Genomic DNA, 15708 nt, shown 5'->3' on the forward strand with positions numbered 1-15708 from the left:
GAAATATTTTTGATTTTCTGCTAAAATGAAAAAAGAAATAGGAAGACGAGGAAATTTGAAGAGTGAAACTTAGAATCCAAAATCGAATTCAAATAGATGAGCAAGTAGAGCAAATTGACCAAAGTTACGATGTAGATTGGACTCAAAAAGGCGCTTATCATTATTTATTGTTTAAAAATGAAGAAGGAGAGAAGGTTGTGCTGAAGTTTCATGATGAAGAACTGGTCATGACACGCTTCTCCACTCCTAAATCCTTGATGCGATTTATCAAAGAGGGAGAAGCTTTGGTTGGGATTCCGACACCAATAGGCATGCAGCAATTTATCACGAAAACAAGCCATTACCAAGTTGATTTGAAAAAGCAGACACTTGAACTTCATTATCAATTGAGAACGCCTGACGGCGAGCGAACTTTTGCGGATTATCAAATGGAAATTTCGTGGAGATAGAAAGATATGAAAAGAATCCTTCCTAGTTTAGTGACCGCGGCTATTTTCATTCTCAGTAGATTTATTTGTTTTTTTATAACGAGAGGCGATAGGTTCTTTGACCTAGCAGGAACAATCGTCATAGCGATTATTTTATTTATTGCGTCTTGTTATCTGTTCGGCAAAATAGATAGAAATTGAACTTTTTTTGCTTGAAAAAATTGAAGAATTTGGTATAATAAAAACACTCAAGGGAGTAGCTAGCGGGATATCCGTTACAAGGTCGTCAATACGAAAGCAATTTCCGGCCTTGTATGAAACAGCGAGACTTGTTGCAATAAACAGGTCTCTTTTTGTTTGTCAAAAAGGGATCAAAGGAGGAAATAGTTTGTCAAAAGAACAAAAACGCCAAGCGTTTTATACGCAAGGTTCGGAGGAAGTTTTAAAAAATTTAGAAACTTCTGAGCAAGGTTTATCAAGCAATGAAGCCGCTAAGCGTTTAAATGAATACGGACGCAATGAACTGGATGAGGGAGAGAAAAAATCTCTTCTGATGAAATTTATCGAGCAATTTAAGGATTTGATGATTCTTATTTTGCTGATTGCGGCTATTCTTTCGGTTGTGACTTCAGGTGGTGAAGATATTGCGGATGCCATTATTATTTTAGCCGTTGTCATCATTAACGCTATTTTTGGAGTTTACCAAGAAGGAAAGGCAGAAGAAGCGATTGAAGCGCTCAAATCCATGTCTAGTCCAGCTGCGCGTGTGCTGCGTGACGGACATGTGACAGAAATAGACTCAAAAGAACTAGTCCCTGGAGACATCGTTATGCTTGAAGCGGGGGACGTGGTTCCTGCCGACATGCGTCTTTTAGAGGCAAATTCTTTAAAAATTGAAGAAGCGGCTCTGACTGGTGAATCCGTTCCAGTTGAAAAACATTTGACTGTTGATGTAGCTGCTGATGCAGGTATTGGCGACCGCATCAATATGGCTTTCCAAAATTCAAACGTCACGTATGGACGTGGAATGGGTGTCGTTGTCAATACAGGTATGTTTACAGAGGTCGGTCATATTGCTGGTATGCTCCAAAATGCTGATGAAACAGATACCCCACTCAAGCAAAATCTAAATGGTCTTTCAAAAGTGCTGACCTATGCGATTTTAATCATTGCAGCAATCACTTTTGTGGTCGGCGTATTCGTTCAAGGAAAAGACCCGCTGGGCGAATTGATGACATCAGTCGCACTTGCTGTAGCAGCGATTCCAGAAGGACTTCCTGCTATTGTGACCATTGTATTGGCACTTGGCACACAAGTTTTGGCGAAGAGAAATTCCATTGTTAGAAAGCTCCCTGCAGTTGAGACGCTTGGCTCGACTGAAATTATTGCTTCTGATAAGACGGGGACCTTGACCATGAACAAGATGACGGTTGAAAAAGTCTTTTATGACGGCAGTTTGCATGAAGCAAAACAAGATATTGACCTTGGACTCGACTTACCGTTGCTACGTTCCGTTGTACTTGCTAATGATACTAAAATTGACCAAGACGGGAAACTCATTGGTGACCCAACAGAAACAGCCTTTGTTCAGTATGCACTTGATAAAGGGTATGATGTTAAAGCTTTCTTAGAGAAATATCCTCGTGTCGCAGAATTGCCATTTGATTCTGATCGTAAGCTTATGTCAACCATTCATCCTTTGCCAGATGGTAAATTCTTGGTTGCTGTAAAAGGTGCGCCAGATCAACTTTTAAAACGTTGTGTGGCTCGTGACAAGGCAAGCGATATTGCGCCGATTGATGAGGCAACGACTCAGTTAATTAAGGAAAATAACTCAGGTATGGCCCATCAGGCTTTGCGTGTTTTAGCTGGTGCCTATAAAATTATTGATGAAATTCCAGAAAACTTAACATCTGAAAATCTTGAAAATGATTTAATTTTCACAGGTATGATTGGGATGATTGACCCTGAACGCCCAGAAGCTGCTGAAGCTGTTCGAGTGGCTAAAGAAGCAGGTATTCGTCCAATTATGATTACAGGTGACCACCAAGACACAGCGGAGGCTATTGCTAAACGCCTTGGAATTATCAATGATGATAGTAAAGACCATGTCATGACTGGTGCTGAGCTTAACGAATTGTCAGACGAAGAGTTTGAAAAAGTTGTTGGTCAATATTCTGTCTATGCGCGTGTATCTCCTGAGCATAAGGTGCGGATTGTTAAAGCATGGCAACGTCAAGGTAAGGTGGTTGCTATGACAGGTGACGGTGTAAATGATGCACCAGCCTTGAAGACAGCCGACATCGGTATCGGAATGGGGATTACAGGTACAGAAGTGTCGAAAGGTGCTTCTGACATGATTTTGGCTGATGATAATTTTGCAACGATTATCGTGGCTGTTGAGGAAGGACGGAAAGTCTTCTCTAACATTCAAAAGACCATTCAATACTTGCTTTCAGCCAATACAGCAGAAGTGTTGACGATTTTCCTTGCAACTCTTTTTGGCTGGGATGTGCTGCAGCCGGTTCATCTTCTCTGGATTAACCTTGTGACAGATACTTTCCCAGCTATTGCTCTGGGGGTTGAACCTGCTGAGCCAGGTGTGATGACTCATAAACCGCGTGGTCGTAAGTCTAGCTTCTTCTCAGGTGGCGTCATGAGTTCGATTATTTATCAAGGGCTTTTGCAAGGTGCTTTGGTACTCGGTGTTTATGCTTATGCTTTGATGAATCCTGTCCATGTTGGTGACATGAGAGCCATTCATGCGGATGCGTTGACCATGTCCTTTGCAACGCTTGGACTAATCCAGCTTTTCCATGCCTTTAATGTAAAATCTGTTTATCAATCACTTCTAACAGTTGGGCCGTTCAAATCTAAAACTTTCAACTGGTCTATTCTTGTTTCATTCATTTTATTGGCTTCTACCATTTTGGTTGAGCCACTAGAAGGAATTTTCCATGTAACAAAATTAGACTTTTCACAATGGGCAGCCGTTCTCATTGGAAGTTTCTCCATGATTATCATCGTGGAAATTGTTAAATTTGTTCAACGTAAATTAGGAATGGATAAAAATGCCATTTAAGACAGAAAAGTCATCTTTGGGTGGCTTTTTTAATTGTCAAACTATAATAAAAAATTGCCGTGAATACGACAATTTTAAGTCCTTATTACAAGCCATAAATACGAACATCTGGATCTTGTTTCCAAAGTGGTTGAAGTCCAACAAAAACATCATTTTTGAACATATCACTTTGTAGATAATTTTGAGCGTGCTCAACAGAGTCAAAACCATGTAAAACTTGCACATCTTCTGTGCGAATAAGTAAGTTCTTGCTCACAGCACCTTCGATAGTATCTAGAAATGGTTTGCGATAGTCATTATAAACTTTCGCTGCGGCGGGACGGTTTTCATCCGAAATATCTAGAGTGATTTGTAAATGTGCTTTAACTTGAGACATAGTATTAAGTCTCCTTGTCTCCTTTCATTTTATTTGAATTTATTATAAAATAGTGCTATTTTAAATGCAATACGTTACCAAATTAGTGAGTAACTAACTATTTTGTAAGGAGGCAGATATGTATCAACGAAAAATCGAAAGAAAACTCCGCTGTCCATTAGAGTATGGGTTAGATATCTTTTGAGGAAAATGGAATTCGCGCATTATTTGTATTCTTTTTATCAAAGGTTCATTGCGCTATAATGAACTAAAAGCAGAAATGCTAGATATTACAGATACTGTTCTCTCTAGAACTTTGAAAGAATTAATGCAAAATAATATGGTGGAAAGACGACAATATAATAAAATCCCTATGCGCGTTACTTATTAGTTGACAGAAAAAGCAGAGCCTGTGATACCAATTTTTGAAATGATATGTCAATGGTCAAAAAAGTATTTAGCGCCTGATGATATTAATAATAGTATTTGTGGACAGTTTCCTAAACAGGATGGTGAGTTCTTCATCTTAGCCGAGGAATAAAATGGTAAGAATAAAAGATAGTTTACAGCAGAAGTTACTTGATAATCAAGTGCGTTATGAAAGGGAAGAAATTCTTTGGATGTTAGATTATATCGGTCATCCTGATTATAAAATACGAGATGAGTTAATTTTTGTTACTCTAGCTAGAGCCATACAAGAGCAACTATTTACAAAGGAACAGTTTGATTTTGTAGCGATTGAGGCTCTAAAACGACAAGGACTCTTGTATAAAAAAGAAGAGATTGGTCAAGCGACTCTGACTCGATCTTTTACGGCTTTATTATTAGCTAATTTGCTAAATGCGGATGCTAAGAAAAATTCACTTTATTTTAAAAGACTTTCTAGTCAGCAAAGAATGGCTCTATTTGAACAAGGAATGTCTTATTTGCTGTATGAAAATGATAGGACTGGCTATTCTGAAGAATATGGTTGGGTTCATGCCTTTGCTCATGGTGCAGATCTTTTAGTTGAGATTATTTGTCACCCAGATTTTCCTATAACACGAGTAAATGAAGTTCTACAAGTATTAGAAAAGATTTTTAAAAGAGTGAATTGGCGTTTTATCAGTGATGAGGACTGGCGTTTGGCACGAGTCATCTATCAGGCTGTTTTAAATGATAGACTCTCACAAACCAGAGTTGCAGCTTGGTTAACTTCACTTGACTTTCCACTAAAAAATTCAACAGACTTCTTACAATTTTCTAATGCTCGTTCATGCTTGTTAGAAGTTTATCTTCAGTTAGACAAAGAAAAAGCTCTCTCAGACGAGCTAAGAGAAGCTATTCAGTTGTTTTCGTACTAAATATCAAAAATGATAAGTGCATCTTCTAGTTCTTTTTGGAGGTGCTTTTTCTTATATGATTGGAAAAGAGATAAGTTTTTTACTGCATTATAGCGTTTGTGGAGACGGTACATTTGAGATATTTTGTATTGAGGATAATCCTCGAAGAATTGTTGGGTCAACTGCCATTCGCGGATGTAACCAAGAGGTCTTGTATGATAGCAGACACCGTCAATCATTCGAGCGGAGTGGCGGTGGTGAAGATGACCAAAGATAACATCTTTCACACCATATTTGACAAAGAGATTATGAAAGGCTTGACTGCCCAGAAAAGCATTAAAGCGCTGAAAATAAGGGTGATTGTAAAGAAAATCTTTGTGAGGAACAAAATGCATAGCTAGGATAATAGGACCATTCAGAGAAGCCAAAATTCTCTCAAGTTGTTCTAGGGTCTGTTGAGTGAGTATAGGGTCATCAGTGTTGCGGTTCAATCGTCTATCAAACCAGAAAAATTGCTTGGTTCGTTTGTGTTCTTCAAGTGTTTTTTCAGGAACGAAGCCATAGTCATACCAACCTGCTAGGCTAATAAACTGAGTCGGTCCAAATGATTGTACATTGAAATTGTGCTGTTGAATGTCGTCTTCAGTCATTCCTAGCATGTCATGATTGCCTAAATTGTAAGAAACGGAGAAGGATTTTTTGAGTTTTTGTAAAAAAGGCAAACTAATGTGTTCAAAATCATTAGACAGATCCCCTGCAAAGTGAATGTGGTCAACTTTTTTCTTTTTTAGTAAATCAATCAAAATGGTGATGTCTTCATCGGTAAATTGGTTTGAATCCAAATGAAGATCGCTCATAAATGCTAAATTTGTCATGCTCCTAGTGTAGCATAATTAAGGTAGAATGAAAGAAATAAACATTTTCGTCAGAAATCGTAGGAAAGTTTAAGCCTTTTGGTGTAAAATAGAAGTAAGTGGAGGTCTGCAGATGATAAAATTAGTAGCATTTGACATAGACGGTACATTTCTTCGCTCTGACAATACCTATGATGTGGAGTGCTTTGAGAAAATTTATAGAGCATTGCAAGACAAAGACATAAAAGTGGTCGTCATTTCAGGCAATCAGTATGCTCAACTGGCTTCATTTTTTCCAAAACATCAGGAGGAGTTGATCATTGTTTCAGAAAATGAAGCACTAATTTTTGAGGGTGATAAGCTATTACGAGAAGCAAAAATTGCTAGAACAGAGCTTGAAAAAGTTTTAGATGTGCTTGTGTCAGGAGACTTAGAAAATGCAACAACTCTTTGCGGACTTCATTCTGCTTATTTGCTCAAGTCAGCACCCAAACAGTACAAAGAAGAAATTGCAATTTATTACCATGCATTGAAAGAAATTTCTAATTTTCAGGATTTGCCAGAAGATGATTTTGTCAAATTAGCCTTATTGGTGCCAGAAGAAAAAACAAACCAACTTCTTGAAAAGTTGAATCAAGCTACTGGTCAACTCGTTCAGGCAGTTTCAAGCGGACACGGTTCAATTAATATTATTCAAAGAGGTGTTCATAAAGGCTCTGCTCTTGAATTCCTTAATCGGCATTTTGATATTTCACCACAGGAGATGATGGCTTTTGGCGACGGTGGAAATGACCTAGAAATGCTAGCTTATGTAGGTCACAGCTATGCGATGGCAAATACTCCTGAAAAGGTCAAGAAAACAGCAATGTATCAAGCACTAAGCGATCAAGAATCAGGCGTTTTAGAAATTCTAGAGCGAAAGGTTGTAAAGAGGTGACTATCATGAATGTCATTTTGACGTATCTAACCTCTTAATATTTTTAGCCAGACGGCAACCTATCTAACAATCATGTAACAAAGAACGAAATTTCTTGATTCAGAATTAGAAATTTTATACAATAACTATTATTGGACTCTGTCAGAAATTAGAAAAAAATACTGACTTGTGATATAATAAAATGATATGTGAAAAGAGGTAAGTATGGATATTTCAGAAATTCGTCAAAAAATTGACGCAAATCGTGAAAAATTAGCTTCTTTCAGGGGGTCTCTTTGACTTAGAAGGCCTGGAAGAAGAAATTGCAATCTTAGAAAATAAGATGACAGAACCTGATTTTTGGGATGATAATATTGCGGCGCAAAAAACATCTCAAGAATTAAACGAACTCAAGCAAACCTATGATAACTTCCAGCAAATGGCTGATTTATTTGACGAATCAGAGATTTTGCTTGATTTTTTAGCGGAGGATGATTCTGTACAGGAAGAGTTGGAAGAAAAATTAGCAGAGTTGGAAACAAAAATGACCAGCTATGAAATGACACTCCTCTTGTCGGAACCTTATGATAATAACAATGCTATCCTTGAAATTCATCCAGGCTCTGGTGGAACAGAAGCTCAAGACTGGGGGGATATGTTGCTGCGGATGTATACACGCTTTGGCAATGCTCATGGTTTCAAGGTTGAAGTATTGGACTATCAAGCGGGAGATGAAGCGGGGATTAAGTCTGTTACCTTGTCTTTTGAGGGTCCTCATGCCTATGGTTTGTTGAAGTCTGAAATGGGAGTTCATCGATTGGTACGCATTTCGCCATTTGACTCAGCTAAACGTCGTCACACTTCTTTTACTTCAGTGGAAGTCATGCCGGAGTTGGATGACACGATTGAAATTGAGGTGCGAGACGAAGACATCAAGATGGATACTTTCCGTTCCGGTGGTGCCGGCGGACAAAATGTCAACAAAGTTTCAACTGGTGTTCGTTTAACCCACATACCAACGGGAATTGTGACACAATCCACTGTTGACCGCACACAATATGGAAACCGTGATCGGGCAATGAAATTGCTTCAAGCGAAACTCTACCAAATGGAGCAAGAAAAGAAAGCAGCTGAAGTGGATTCCTTAAAGGGAGACAAAAAAGAAATTTCTTGGGGAAGTCAAATTCGCTCTTATGTCTTTACTCCTTACACGATGGTCAAAGATCATCGGACAGGCTTTGAAGTCGCACAGGTCGACAAAGTCATGGATGGAGATATTGATGGCTTCATCGATGCCTACTTGAAATGGCGGTTAAACTAAATATTAAATTTACGAGAGTGGCATAGACAACTATAATTGCAATGCAATCATGGTCACTTCTCCCACTCCCTCAACTATCTTACGAAAGGAACTCTTAACAATAAATGTCAATTATTGAAATGAGAGATGTTGTCAAAAAATATGACAACGGGACAACAGCCCTGCGTGGTGTGTCCATTGAAGTAGAGCCAGGAGAATTCACCTACATTGTAGGACCTTCTGGAGCTGGGAAATCAACTTTTATTCGATTATTGTATCGTGAAGTGAAAGTTGATAAGGGAAGTCTGCAAGTTGCTGGCTTTAATCTTGCTAAAATTAAAAAACGTGATATTCCAATGTTGCGTCGTAATGTTGGCGTCGTTTTCCAAGATTATAAATTGCTACCCAAAAAGACGGTGTATGAAAATATCGCTTACGCCATGGAAGTTATTGGTGAGCGTCGTCGCAATATTAAAAAGCGTGTTATGGAAGTGCTGGATTTGGTTGGTTTGAAACATAAAGTTCGCTCTTTTCCAAATGAGTTATCAGGTGGTGAGCAACAACGGATTGCTATTGCACGTGCGATTGTGAACAATCCTAAAGTTTTGATTGCCGATGAGCCGACAGGAAATTTGGATCCAGATAATTCGTGGGAAATCATGAATCTACTGGAGCGAATTAACCTGCAAGGGACGACTGTTCTAATGGCGACCCACAATAGCCAAATTGTAAATACTTTGCGTCACCGCGTTATTGCCATCGAAAATGGTCGTGTGGTGCGTGATGAAGCAAAAGGAGAATACGGATACGATGAATAGTAGATTTTTAAGTCACTTGCTTGAATCGCTCAAAAGTTTGAAGCGAAATGGTTGGATGACAGTTGCTGCAATCAGCTCCGTGATGATTACACTAGGGTTAGTCGCAATCTTTGTGTCAGTCATTTTAAACACGGCGAAGCTAGCAACAGATATTGAAAATAATGTGCGGGTTATGGTCTATATGCGACCAGATACAGCGGACAATGAAGAGACCATTACAAAAGAAGGTCAAACAGTCAAAAATGAGGACTACCATAAGGTATATGATGCCCTCAACAAAATGTCAAATGTGAAATCAGTAACATTTTCTAGCAAGCAAGAACAATTAAAGAAACTAACAGAAGTCATGGGTAAAGATTGGAAACTCTTTGAAGGAGATGCCAATCCCCTGCATGACGCTTATATTGTCGATACAACTGACCCCAAATACGTTACCTCTGTAGCAAACAATGCGAAGAAAGTGGAAGGGGTCTCTGAAGTAGAGTACGGTGGAGCCAATACAAAACGTATTTTTGCGTTAGCTAATTTTATCCGTACGTGGGGAATTGTAGGAGCGCTCCTCTTAGTCTTTATTGCTGTTTTCTTGATTTCAAATACTATTCGGATTACGATTATTTCGCGCAGTCGTGAAATTCAAATTATGCGTCTGGTGGGAGCAAAAAACAGTTACATTCGAGGTCCGTTCTTGTTAGAAGGAGCTTGGATTGGCTTGCTTGGAGCAGTTGTTCCAGCTGGCTTGGTCTATTTTATTTACGAAATGGCCTATAAGTCATTTAATCCATCTCTTGCTAGTCAAAATCTTTCAATGATTGTACCCAAAACCTTTATTCCATTGATGATTTCCTTCCTTTTTGTAGTAGGAATTATCATCGGAGCATTTGGTTCGGTTCTCTCAATGAGACGATTCTTGAAAATTTAAAAAAGAAGTGATAATAAAAACCCTATTGAACCCTGATCCGAAAGTTAGACAGAAAAATCTAACTTTTGAGATGCAGTTCATTTAGGGCTTTTTTAATGCAAAAATGGATTAAACATTTTTTCATGAACAATGGTGGTTTGAGGACCATGACCAGGGTAAACATCATAATCAGGCAAGGTCAGCAACTCGTTTTTGATGCTAGAAATGAGTTGTTCTATATTTCCAGTATAGAGGTCCGTTCGACCAATTGATTCGCAGAATAAAGCATCGCCAGTTAAAATAAAGTGCTCGTTAGGAAAGATGATTGAAACACCACCGATTGAATGTCCTGGTGTTGGTACGACGTAAAAATAAAAATCATCTAGACTGTAAGGACTATGATAGTCAAAAAAGACATCGGCAGGCTGGAGAATGATGTTATCAATATCTTGGTGGCGAGCTAGTCCAGATAGATTATACTCCGGAGTGTAAAGCCAAGTTGCTTCACTTTCAGAGACATAGACAGGTGGATGTCCAAAATGTTGACGAACTAAATCAACACTCATAATATGATCGTAATGAGTATGGGTCAGCAAAATAGCTGTAATTGGCTTATTGATTTCTTGGATTTTTGCTACAATTTTATCCCAGTCACTACCTGGATCAACTACGATAAGATGATGCTCATTTTCTAAATAATAAGTATTTTCGTATGCTTGAGCGTTTAAAGTTTTATGAATCGTTATCATGAGAACTCCTTTCACTTCATAGTTTAGCAAAAAATATGAAAAATGACATAAAAGAAATATTAAGTTATTTATCAAGGGAAAATAAGGAATAAAACGTGATACGAAATAGTTGGATTTATGGTATAATTTTTCTAATATGACACAAGAAAAAAGAAAATATGCTGTGGTGGATTTAGAGGCAACGAGTGCCAGCAGCAACGCCAAGATTATTCAAGTCGGGATTGTGCTGATTGAAAATGGTCAGATTGTTAAAACTTATGAAACCGATGTGAATCCTCATGAGAAGCTGGATTCTCATATTTGCCAATTAACAGGATTGACAGACAAGCGATTGAGAAGGGCGCCAGACTTTTCTCAAGTAGCTCGTGAGATTTATGAGTTGATTGAGGATGCCATTTTTGTGGCTCATAATGTGAAATTTGATGCTAATTTATTAGCAGAAGCCCTCTTTTGGGAAGGATTTGAATTAGTGACTCCGAGGGTAGATACAGTAGAGCTTGCGCAAGTCTTTTTCCCAACGTTTGAAAAATACAATCTAGGAATATTATGTGAACAGTTAGACATTCCTTTGAAACATGCGCATACAGCGCTTGCAGATGCCTCAGCAACGGCTACATTATTTTTAAAAATACAAGAAAAAATTCAAAAACTTCCAAAAGAATTGGTAGAGTATTTGTTGAAATTTTCGGATAGTTTGATTTACGAATCACGCTTAGCGATAGAAGATGCTTTTAACCAAATGTCGGACATAACTTGCCGTGATTTGATGAAGTGGCAGGGAATTTTTCTTCGAAAAAGTCAAAAAATCCAAAAAGCGAGGAAATTGTCCAAAAATTTCACTCACAACATCAATTTGCTGGATTTAGAGGAGCGAAAAGAACAAGATGAGTTTGCACATGATGTGGAACAGGCTTTGAAAAGTCAGCAACCAAGTTTTTTACAAGCTCAGACAGGTTTAGGCAAGACCTATGGTTACTTGCTTCCTGCTTTGGCTCAAACGAGCAAGCAAATTCTGGTAACAGTTCCTACGAAAGTGTTGCAGGACCAGATTGTGGCAAATGAAGGACAAAAGTTAGAAGAAATCTTTCATCTTTCTGTTCATAGCTTGAAAAGCCCTGCCAATTATTTGAAGCTTGACTTCTTTTATGACAGTTTGCAGCGGGTAGATGACAATCGTTTGGTCAATCGTTGCAAGATGTTGCTTTTAGTTTGGCTCACAGAAACAGAATCTGGTGATTTGGATGAAATTGGTCAACGACATCGCTATCAGACCTATTTTCAACAGGTGCTTCATGATGGAAAATTGAGCAAAAAATCCCTCTTTTATGGTGCAGATTTTTGGCAAAAAGGTCAAGAAAAGTCCAAACGCAGTCGTGTATTAGTGACCAATCATGCTTATTTTTTGACGCGGTTAGAAGATGATAAATCCATTCTGGAGAATCGGCTTTTGATTGTGGATGAAGCTCAGAAGTTGTTTTTGGCTTTGGAAAATCTCTCTCGAAAATCCCTCAATATGACAAAATGCTTGCAACAAATTCAATCGGAACTTGAAACAACAGGTACCATTTTGCAACGTCGGTTAATAGAGGATATTCAATTTGAATTGACTCATGCGATGGAACAATTCCAATGTTACAAGAAGAATGAGCTAACGAAAGAAACTTGTTCCAAACTTCGACAAGATTTATCAGAGTTAGATCAAAGCACTCTTGCTGATTTACGCACTATTTTTGCCACAAAATATGACCAGTTCTGGTTAAAAGAAGAGCAGTTCGATGATTATCGAGTGACGATGTTGGAAGCCGCTTGCCTAGAAGTGCTAGATTTTCGAGCTTTGCTGCCTGAAGAAGTTCAAGTCTTATTCGTTTCAGCCACGCTTGAAATCAGTAAAAAAGTGCATTTAGCGCATTTACTTGGTTTTGAAAATGCGCCATTTTATCAGTTACCACAAAAGCAGAAACATCAGCAGAAAATATGGTTGGATAAGAATTTTCCAAATGTTGTAGACTTGGATGTGGACACTTATGCAGAATTGATTGTCAAATGGGTTCATAAATTAGCTACTCAGGAAGTTCCAATTCTCGTTTTATTCACATCGAAAGCGTTGTTGTTAGCTGTTTCGGAACGTTTGCGCTTGCCACACTTAGCCCAGTATAAGAATGGTGAAGCGGCTAATATTAAACGACGTTTTGACAGAGGGGAAACGAGTATTTTACTAGGGGCGGGCAGTTTTTGGGAGGGAACAGATTTCTCTAGTCAGAAGCAAATGATTGAAGTCATTACACGAATTCCATTTGATAATCCGAGCGATTTCTTTACGCAAAAACTCAACCGCAAATTGCGGCAAGAAGGCAAGAATCCTTTTTATGATTATAGCTTGCCTGTTGCGATTTTACGCATGAAACAAGCTTTAGGACGTACAATTCGACACCAAGAGCAGCAGTCGGCAGTCGTTATTTTAGACAATCGCATGTTAACCAAACGTTATGGACAGCAAATTCAGACAGCCTTGGAAAAAATTGCTCCAATATCTGTCACCAGTATGAAAAAAATTCCAACAGAAATTGAGCAATTTTTGAGGAAGAAATCTCTTTAACGTCAGCAGAGTAGAAGACTCAGTTAAAATGCAAACTGAGTTTTTTGCTAAAAATGGTAATTTCCTCTGCTGCTAGTTTTAAATTTTGTTATAATAGAAACACAAAGAAAGAAGGTTCAATATGTATCAAAAATATCTTCCAGGACTTAGATTTGCATTTGTACTAGCAGCAGTAGCAACGGTTTTGGGAAATTTATTCCCCTTGATTGGCTCTAGTGTTTTTGCCATTCTTTTGGGAATTCTAGCTAATAATCTTTTTCATATAAAGAAGACTTATCATGCTGGTCTAGCTTATTCAGGTAAGAAATTACTGCAATATTCCATTATTTTGCTGGGGTTCAGCATGTCCATTGGCCGTGTCTCTGCTACAGGCATCTCCTCTTTAAAAATTAGCATTTTAACTATACTGATTGCTTTTATTTCAGCTTATGTGGTAGGACGTCTGCTGGGAATGGGTAAAGTTCTAACCACTTTAATTGGATTTGGAACGGCTATTTGTGGTGGTTCTGCCATTGCAGCAGCTTCACCGATTTTAGAAGCAAAAGATGAAGAGATTGCTTTATCTATTTCCACAATTTTCTTCTTTAACATTTTAGCGGTCTTTATTTTCCCATTTTTGGGACATTTGATGCATATGAATGATGCGACATTTGGAACTTGGGCAGGAACAGCTATCAATGATACATCATCTGTTGTAGCAGCGGGTTATACTTACAGTCAGTCAGCAGGAGATTTAGCAACGATTGTGAAGCTTAGCCGTGCTTTAATGATTGTACCAGCCTGTCTTATCTTTGCAGGAGTCCGATATGTACGCTCAAAAAGCAGTCATCAAAAAGTTAATTTAAAGAAAATTTTTCCTTGGTTTATTTTGTGGTTTGTCATGGCGTCTATTGTTACTAGTGTTGGGATTTTTCCAAGTTCGCTCGTTCCTGCAACGAAGTTCTTGTCACAATGGCTCATGGCAATGGCTCTTGCTGGAATTGGTGCGAGAGTATCCTTTGGGCAATTTAGAAAAGCAGGTGCAGCGCCACTATTGACAGGAGCCTTTGCTTGGTTCGCGGTTGCTGTATCTAGCTTAATCATTCAATACTTTTTCTCATAAAAGTGCTTTAAAAGTGACTGACATTTATTACGTATGTTGGAGGAGATATGCCTTATCAAAAACGCTCGATTGATTCGCGAGTGGATTATAGTTTAATATTACCAGTATTTTGTTTGCTTTTCATTGGCGTTATGGCCATTTATATTGCTGTTAGTCATGATTATCCAAAAAACGTTTGGCCAATTGTAGGGCAGCAGATTGCCTGGATTGCTCTAGGGACAGTTATCAGTCTGGTTATCATGCTATTCAATACAAAATTTCTTTGGCAAATCACGCCATACTTATATGTGTTCGGATTGGCATTGATGGTGCTACCACTTATTTTTTATAGTTCAGAATTAGTCGCTTCAACAGGAGCAAAAAACTGGGTGACTATAGGACATGTGACCTTGTTTCAACCATCTGAATTTATGAAAATTTCTTATATTCTGATGTTGTCACGAGTTGTTGTTAATTTTTTACAGCGTTATAAAGATAGAGAGCGAACGGTTAAATTGGACTTCTTCCTGATTTTTGAGTTAGCCCTTTATACCTTACCCGTTCTGATTTTATTGGCATTGCAGAGCGACCTAGGGACTGCATTAGTCTTTATCGCAATCTTTTCAGGAATTGTCCTCTTATCAGGTGTGTCTTGGAAAATTATTGTACCAGTTGTTTTGACCATTCTGGTTGTAGGCGGTGGCTTTTTACTTATCTTCATTTCAAAAGACGGGCGAGCTTTTTTGCACCAAATTGGGATGCCAACCTATCAGATCAACCGTATTTTGGCTTGGCTGAATCCGTTTGACTACGCTCAAACCACTACTTATCAACAGGCACAAGGTCAAATAGCAATTGGTAGTGGTGGTCTCTGGGGACAAGGGTTTAATGTATCCAATCTATTGGTTCCTGTGCGTGAAAGCGATATGATTTTTACGGTTATTGCAGAAGATTTTGGCTTTGTCGGCGCAACAGTTGTGATTGCCTTGTATTTGCTCTTGATCTATCGTATGCTAAAAATTACGCTGAAATCAAATAATCAATTTTATACCTATATTTCTACTGGTTTCATCATGATGCTACTCTTCCATATTTTTGAAAATATCGGAGCAGTAACAGGGATTTTGCCTTTGACAGGGATTCCACTTCCATTCATCTCCCAAGGCGGATCTTCCATTATTAGTAATTTAATCGGGGTCGGGCTCTTGCTTTCGATGAGCTATCAAAATAATCTCACAGATGAAAAAAAGATACGCTATCCTCAAAGACGTAAAAAAGTGGTTTTAAAACGATTAAAATAAAGGAGAAG

Annotated in this window: 14 protein-coding genes and 1 pseudogene; 12 read left to right on the forward strand and 3 right to left on the reverse strand. The window is 38.3% G+C overall.

Annotated elements, in window-relative coordinates; genetic code table 11:
• Positions 1-62: 62 nt before the first annotated feature.
• On the forward strand, positions 63-449 hold the full coding sequence (locus tag HMPREF2984_RS08900) for a YwiB family protein (RefSeq protein ID WP_059220551.1): 387 nt from the start codon (positions 63-65) through the stop codon (positions 447-449).
• 367 nt (positions 450-816) lie between these two features.
• On the forward strand, positions 817-3510 hold the full coding sequence (locus HMPREF2984_RS08905) for a cation-translocating P-type ATPase (protein ID WP_059220552.1): 2694 nt from the start codon (positions 817-819) through the stop codon (positions 3508-3510).
• A gap of 85 nt (positions 3511-3595) precedes the next feature.
• On the opposite strand, the gene HMPREF2984_RS08910 is transcribed toward HMPREF2984_RS08905, so the two are convergent.
• Entirely contained in the window at positions 3596-3886 is a 291-nt protein-coding gene (locus HMPREF2984_RS08910) for a hypothetical protein (protein ID WP_003040284.1), read from the reverse strand.
• 196 nt (positions 3887-4082) lie between these two features.
• On the opposite strand from HMPREF2984_RS08910, the pseudogene HMPREF2984_RS09810 reads away from it, so the two are divergent.
• The 3 genes and pseudogenes from HMPREF2984_RS09810 to HMPREF2984_RS08915 all read left to right on the forward strand — a co-directional run.
• Positions 4083-4256, forward strand: a pseudogene (locus HMPREF2984_RS09810) (winged helix-turn-helix transcriptional regulator); the annotation flags it as partial.
• Positions 4257-4406, forward strand: coding sequence for a hypothetical protein (locus HMPREF2984_RS09815; RefSeq protein ID WP_003028119.1), 150 nt, complete (start codon positions 4257-4259; stop codon positions 4404-4406). It abuts the pseudogene before it with no gap.
• Between the two features lie 10 nt (positions 4407-4416).
• A complete protein-coding gene (locus tag HMPREF2984_RS08915) occupies positions 4417-5208 on the forward strand; it encodes a DUF2785 domain-containing protein (protein ID WP_180363205.1) in 792 nt (263 codons plus the stop codon).
• Here HMPREF2984_RS08915 and HMPREF2984_RS08920 read toward each other — a convergent pair.
• The gene (locus HMPREF2984_RS08920) at positions 5205-6062 is read right to left on the reverse strand and encodes a metallophosphoesterase (RefSeq protein ID WP_003040433.1); all 858 of its coding nucleotides are present in this window, start codon (positions 6060-6062) and stop codon (positions 5205-5207) included. The two genes, HMPREF2984_RS08915 and HMPREF2984_RS08920, sit on opposite strands and share 4 nt — an antisense overlap.
• Positions 6063-6174: 112 nt before the next feature.
• Between HMPREF2984_RS08920 and HMPREF2984_RS08925 the strand changes: the two genes are divergently transcribed.
• The 4 genes from HMPREF2984_RS08925 (at position 6175) to ftsX (ending at position 9994) form a co-directional block, all read left to right on the forward strand.
• Positions 6175-6978: a Cof-type HAD-IIB family hydrolase gene (locus HMPREF2984_RS08925; RefSeq protein ID WP_070671172.1), complete on the forward strand. Its 804-nt coding sequence runs from the start codon at positions 6175-6177 to the stop codon at positions 6976-6978.
• A 204-nt stretch (positions 6979-7182) separates the two neighbouring features.
• Positions 7183-8278, forward strand: a protein-coding gene (gene prfB / locus HMPREF2984_RS08930; protein WP_100069422.1) for a peptide chain release factor 2 whose coding sequence is annotated in 2 segments (ribosomal slippage) — positions 7183-7254 and positions 7256-8278 — 1095 coding nt in all. Because the reading frame shifts where the segments join, the coding sequence is not laid out codon by codon here.
• Positions 8279-8382: 104 nt separating this feature from the next.
• Positions 8383-9075, forward strand: a complete 693-nt coding sequence (gene ftsE, locus HMPREF2984_RS08935) for a cell division ATP-binding protein FtsE (RefSeq protein ID WP_003025346.1) — start codon at positions 8383-8385, stop codon at positions 9073-9075.
• Positions 9068-9994: a permease-like cell division protein FtsX gene (gene ftsX, locus HMPREF2984_RS08940; protein ID WP_003039950.1), complete on the forward strand. Its 927-nt coding sequence runs from the start codon at positions 9068-9070 to the stop codon at positions 9992-9994. The genes ftsE and ftsX overlap by 8 nt, the downstream gene beginning before the upstream one ends.
• A gap of 92 nt (positions 9995-10086) precedes the next feature.
• Here ftsX and HMPREF2984_RS08945 read toward each other — a convergent pair whose 3' ends face one another.
• The gene (locus tag HMPREF2984_RS08945; RefSeq protein ID WP_003040025.1) at positions 10087-10722 is read right to left on the reverse strand and encodes an MBL fold metallo-hydrolase; all 636 of its coding nucleotides are present in this window, start codon (positions 10720-10722) and stop codon (positions 10087-10089) included.
• A gap of 136 nt (positions 10723-10858) precedes the next feature.
• Between HMPREF2984_RS08945 and HMPREF2984_RS08950 the strand changes: the two genes are divergently transcribed.
• The 3 genes from HMPREF2984_RS08950 to HMPREF2984_RS08960 all read left to right on the forward strand — a co-directional run bounded on the left by HMPREF2984_RS08950 (position 10859) and on the right by HMPREF2984_RS08960 (position 15700).
• Positions 10859-13318: a bifunctional DnaQ family exonuclease/ATP-dependent helicase gene (locus HMPREF2984_RS08950; protein WP_057489593.1), complete on the forward strand. Its 2460-nt coding sequence runs from the start codon at positions 10859-10861 to the stop codon at positions 13316-13318.
• A 121-nt stretch (positions 13319-13439) separates the two neighbouring features.
• Positions 13440-14420 carry a YeiH family protein gene (locus HMPREF2984_RS08955; protein WP_049533595.1) on the forward strand — a complete coding sequence of 327 codons (981 nt, stop codon included), beginning with the start codon at positions 13440-13442 and terminating at the stop codon, positions 14418-14420.
• A 47-nt stretch (positions 14421-14467) separates the two neighbouring features.
• Positions 14468-15700: an FtsW/RodA/SpoVE family cell cycle protein gene (locus HMPREF2984_RS08960; RefSeq protein ID WP_049533594.1), complete on the forward strand. Its 1233-nt coding sequence runs from the start codon at positions 14468-14470 to the stop codon at positions 15698-15700.
• Positions 15701-15708: the final 8 nt, after the last annotated feature.

Origin of the sequence: Streptococcus sp. HMSC066E07 (assembly GCF_001814695.1) — a bacterium.
Lineage (GTDB): Bacteria > Bacillota > Bacilli > Lactobacillales > Streptococcaceae > Streptococcus > Streptococcus hominis.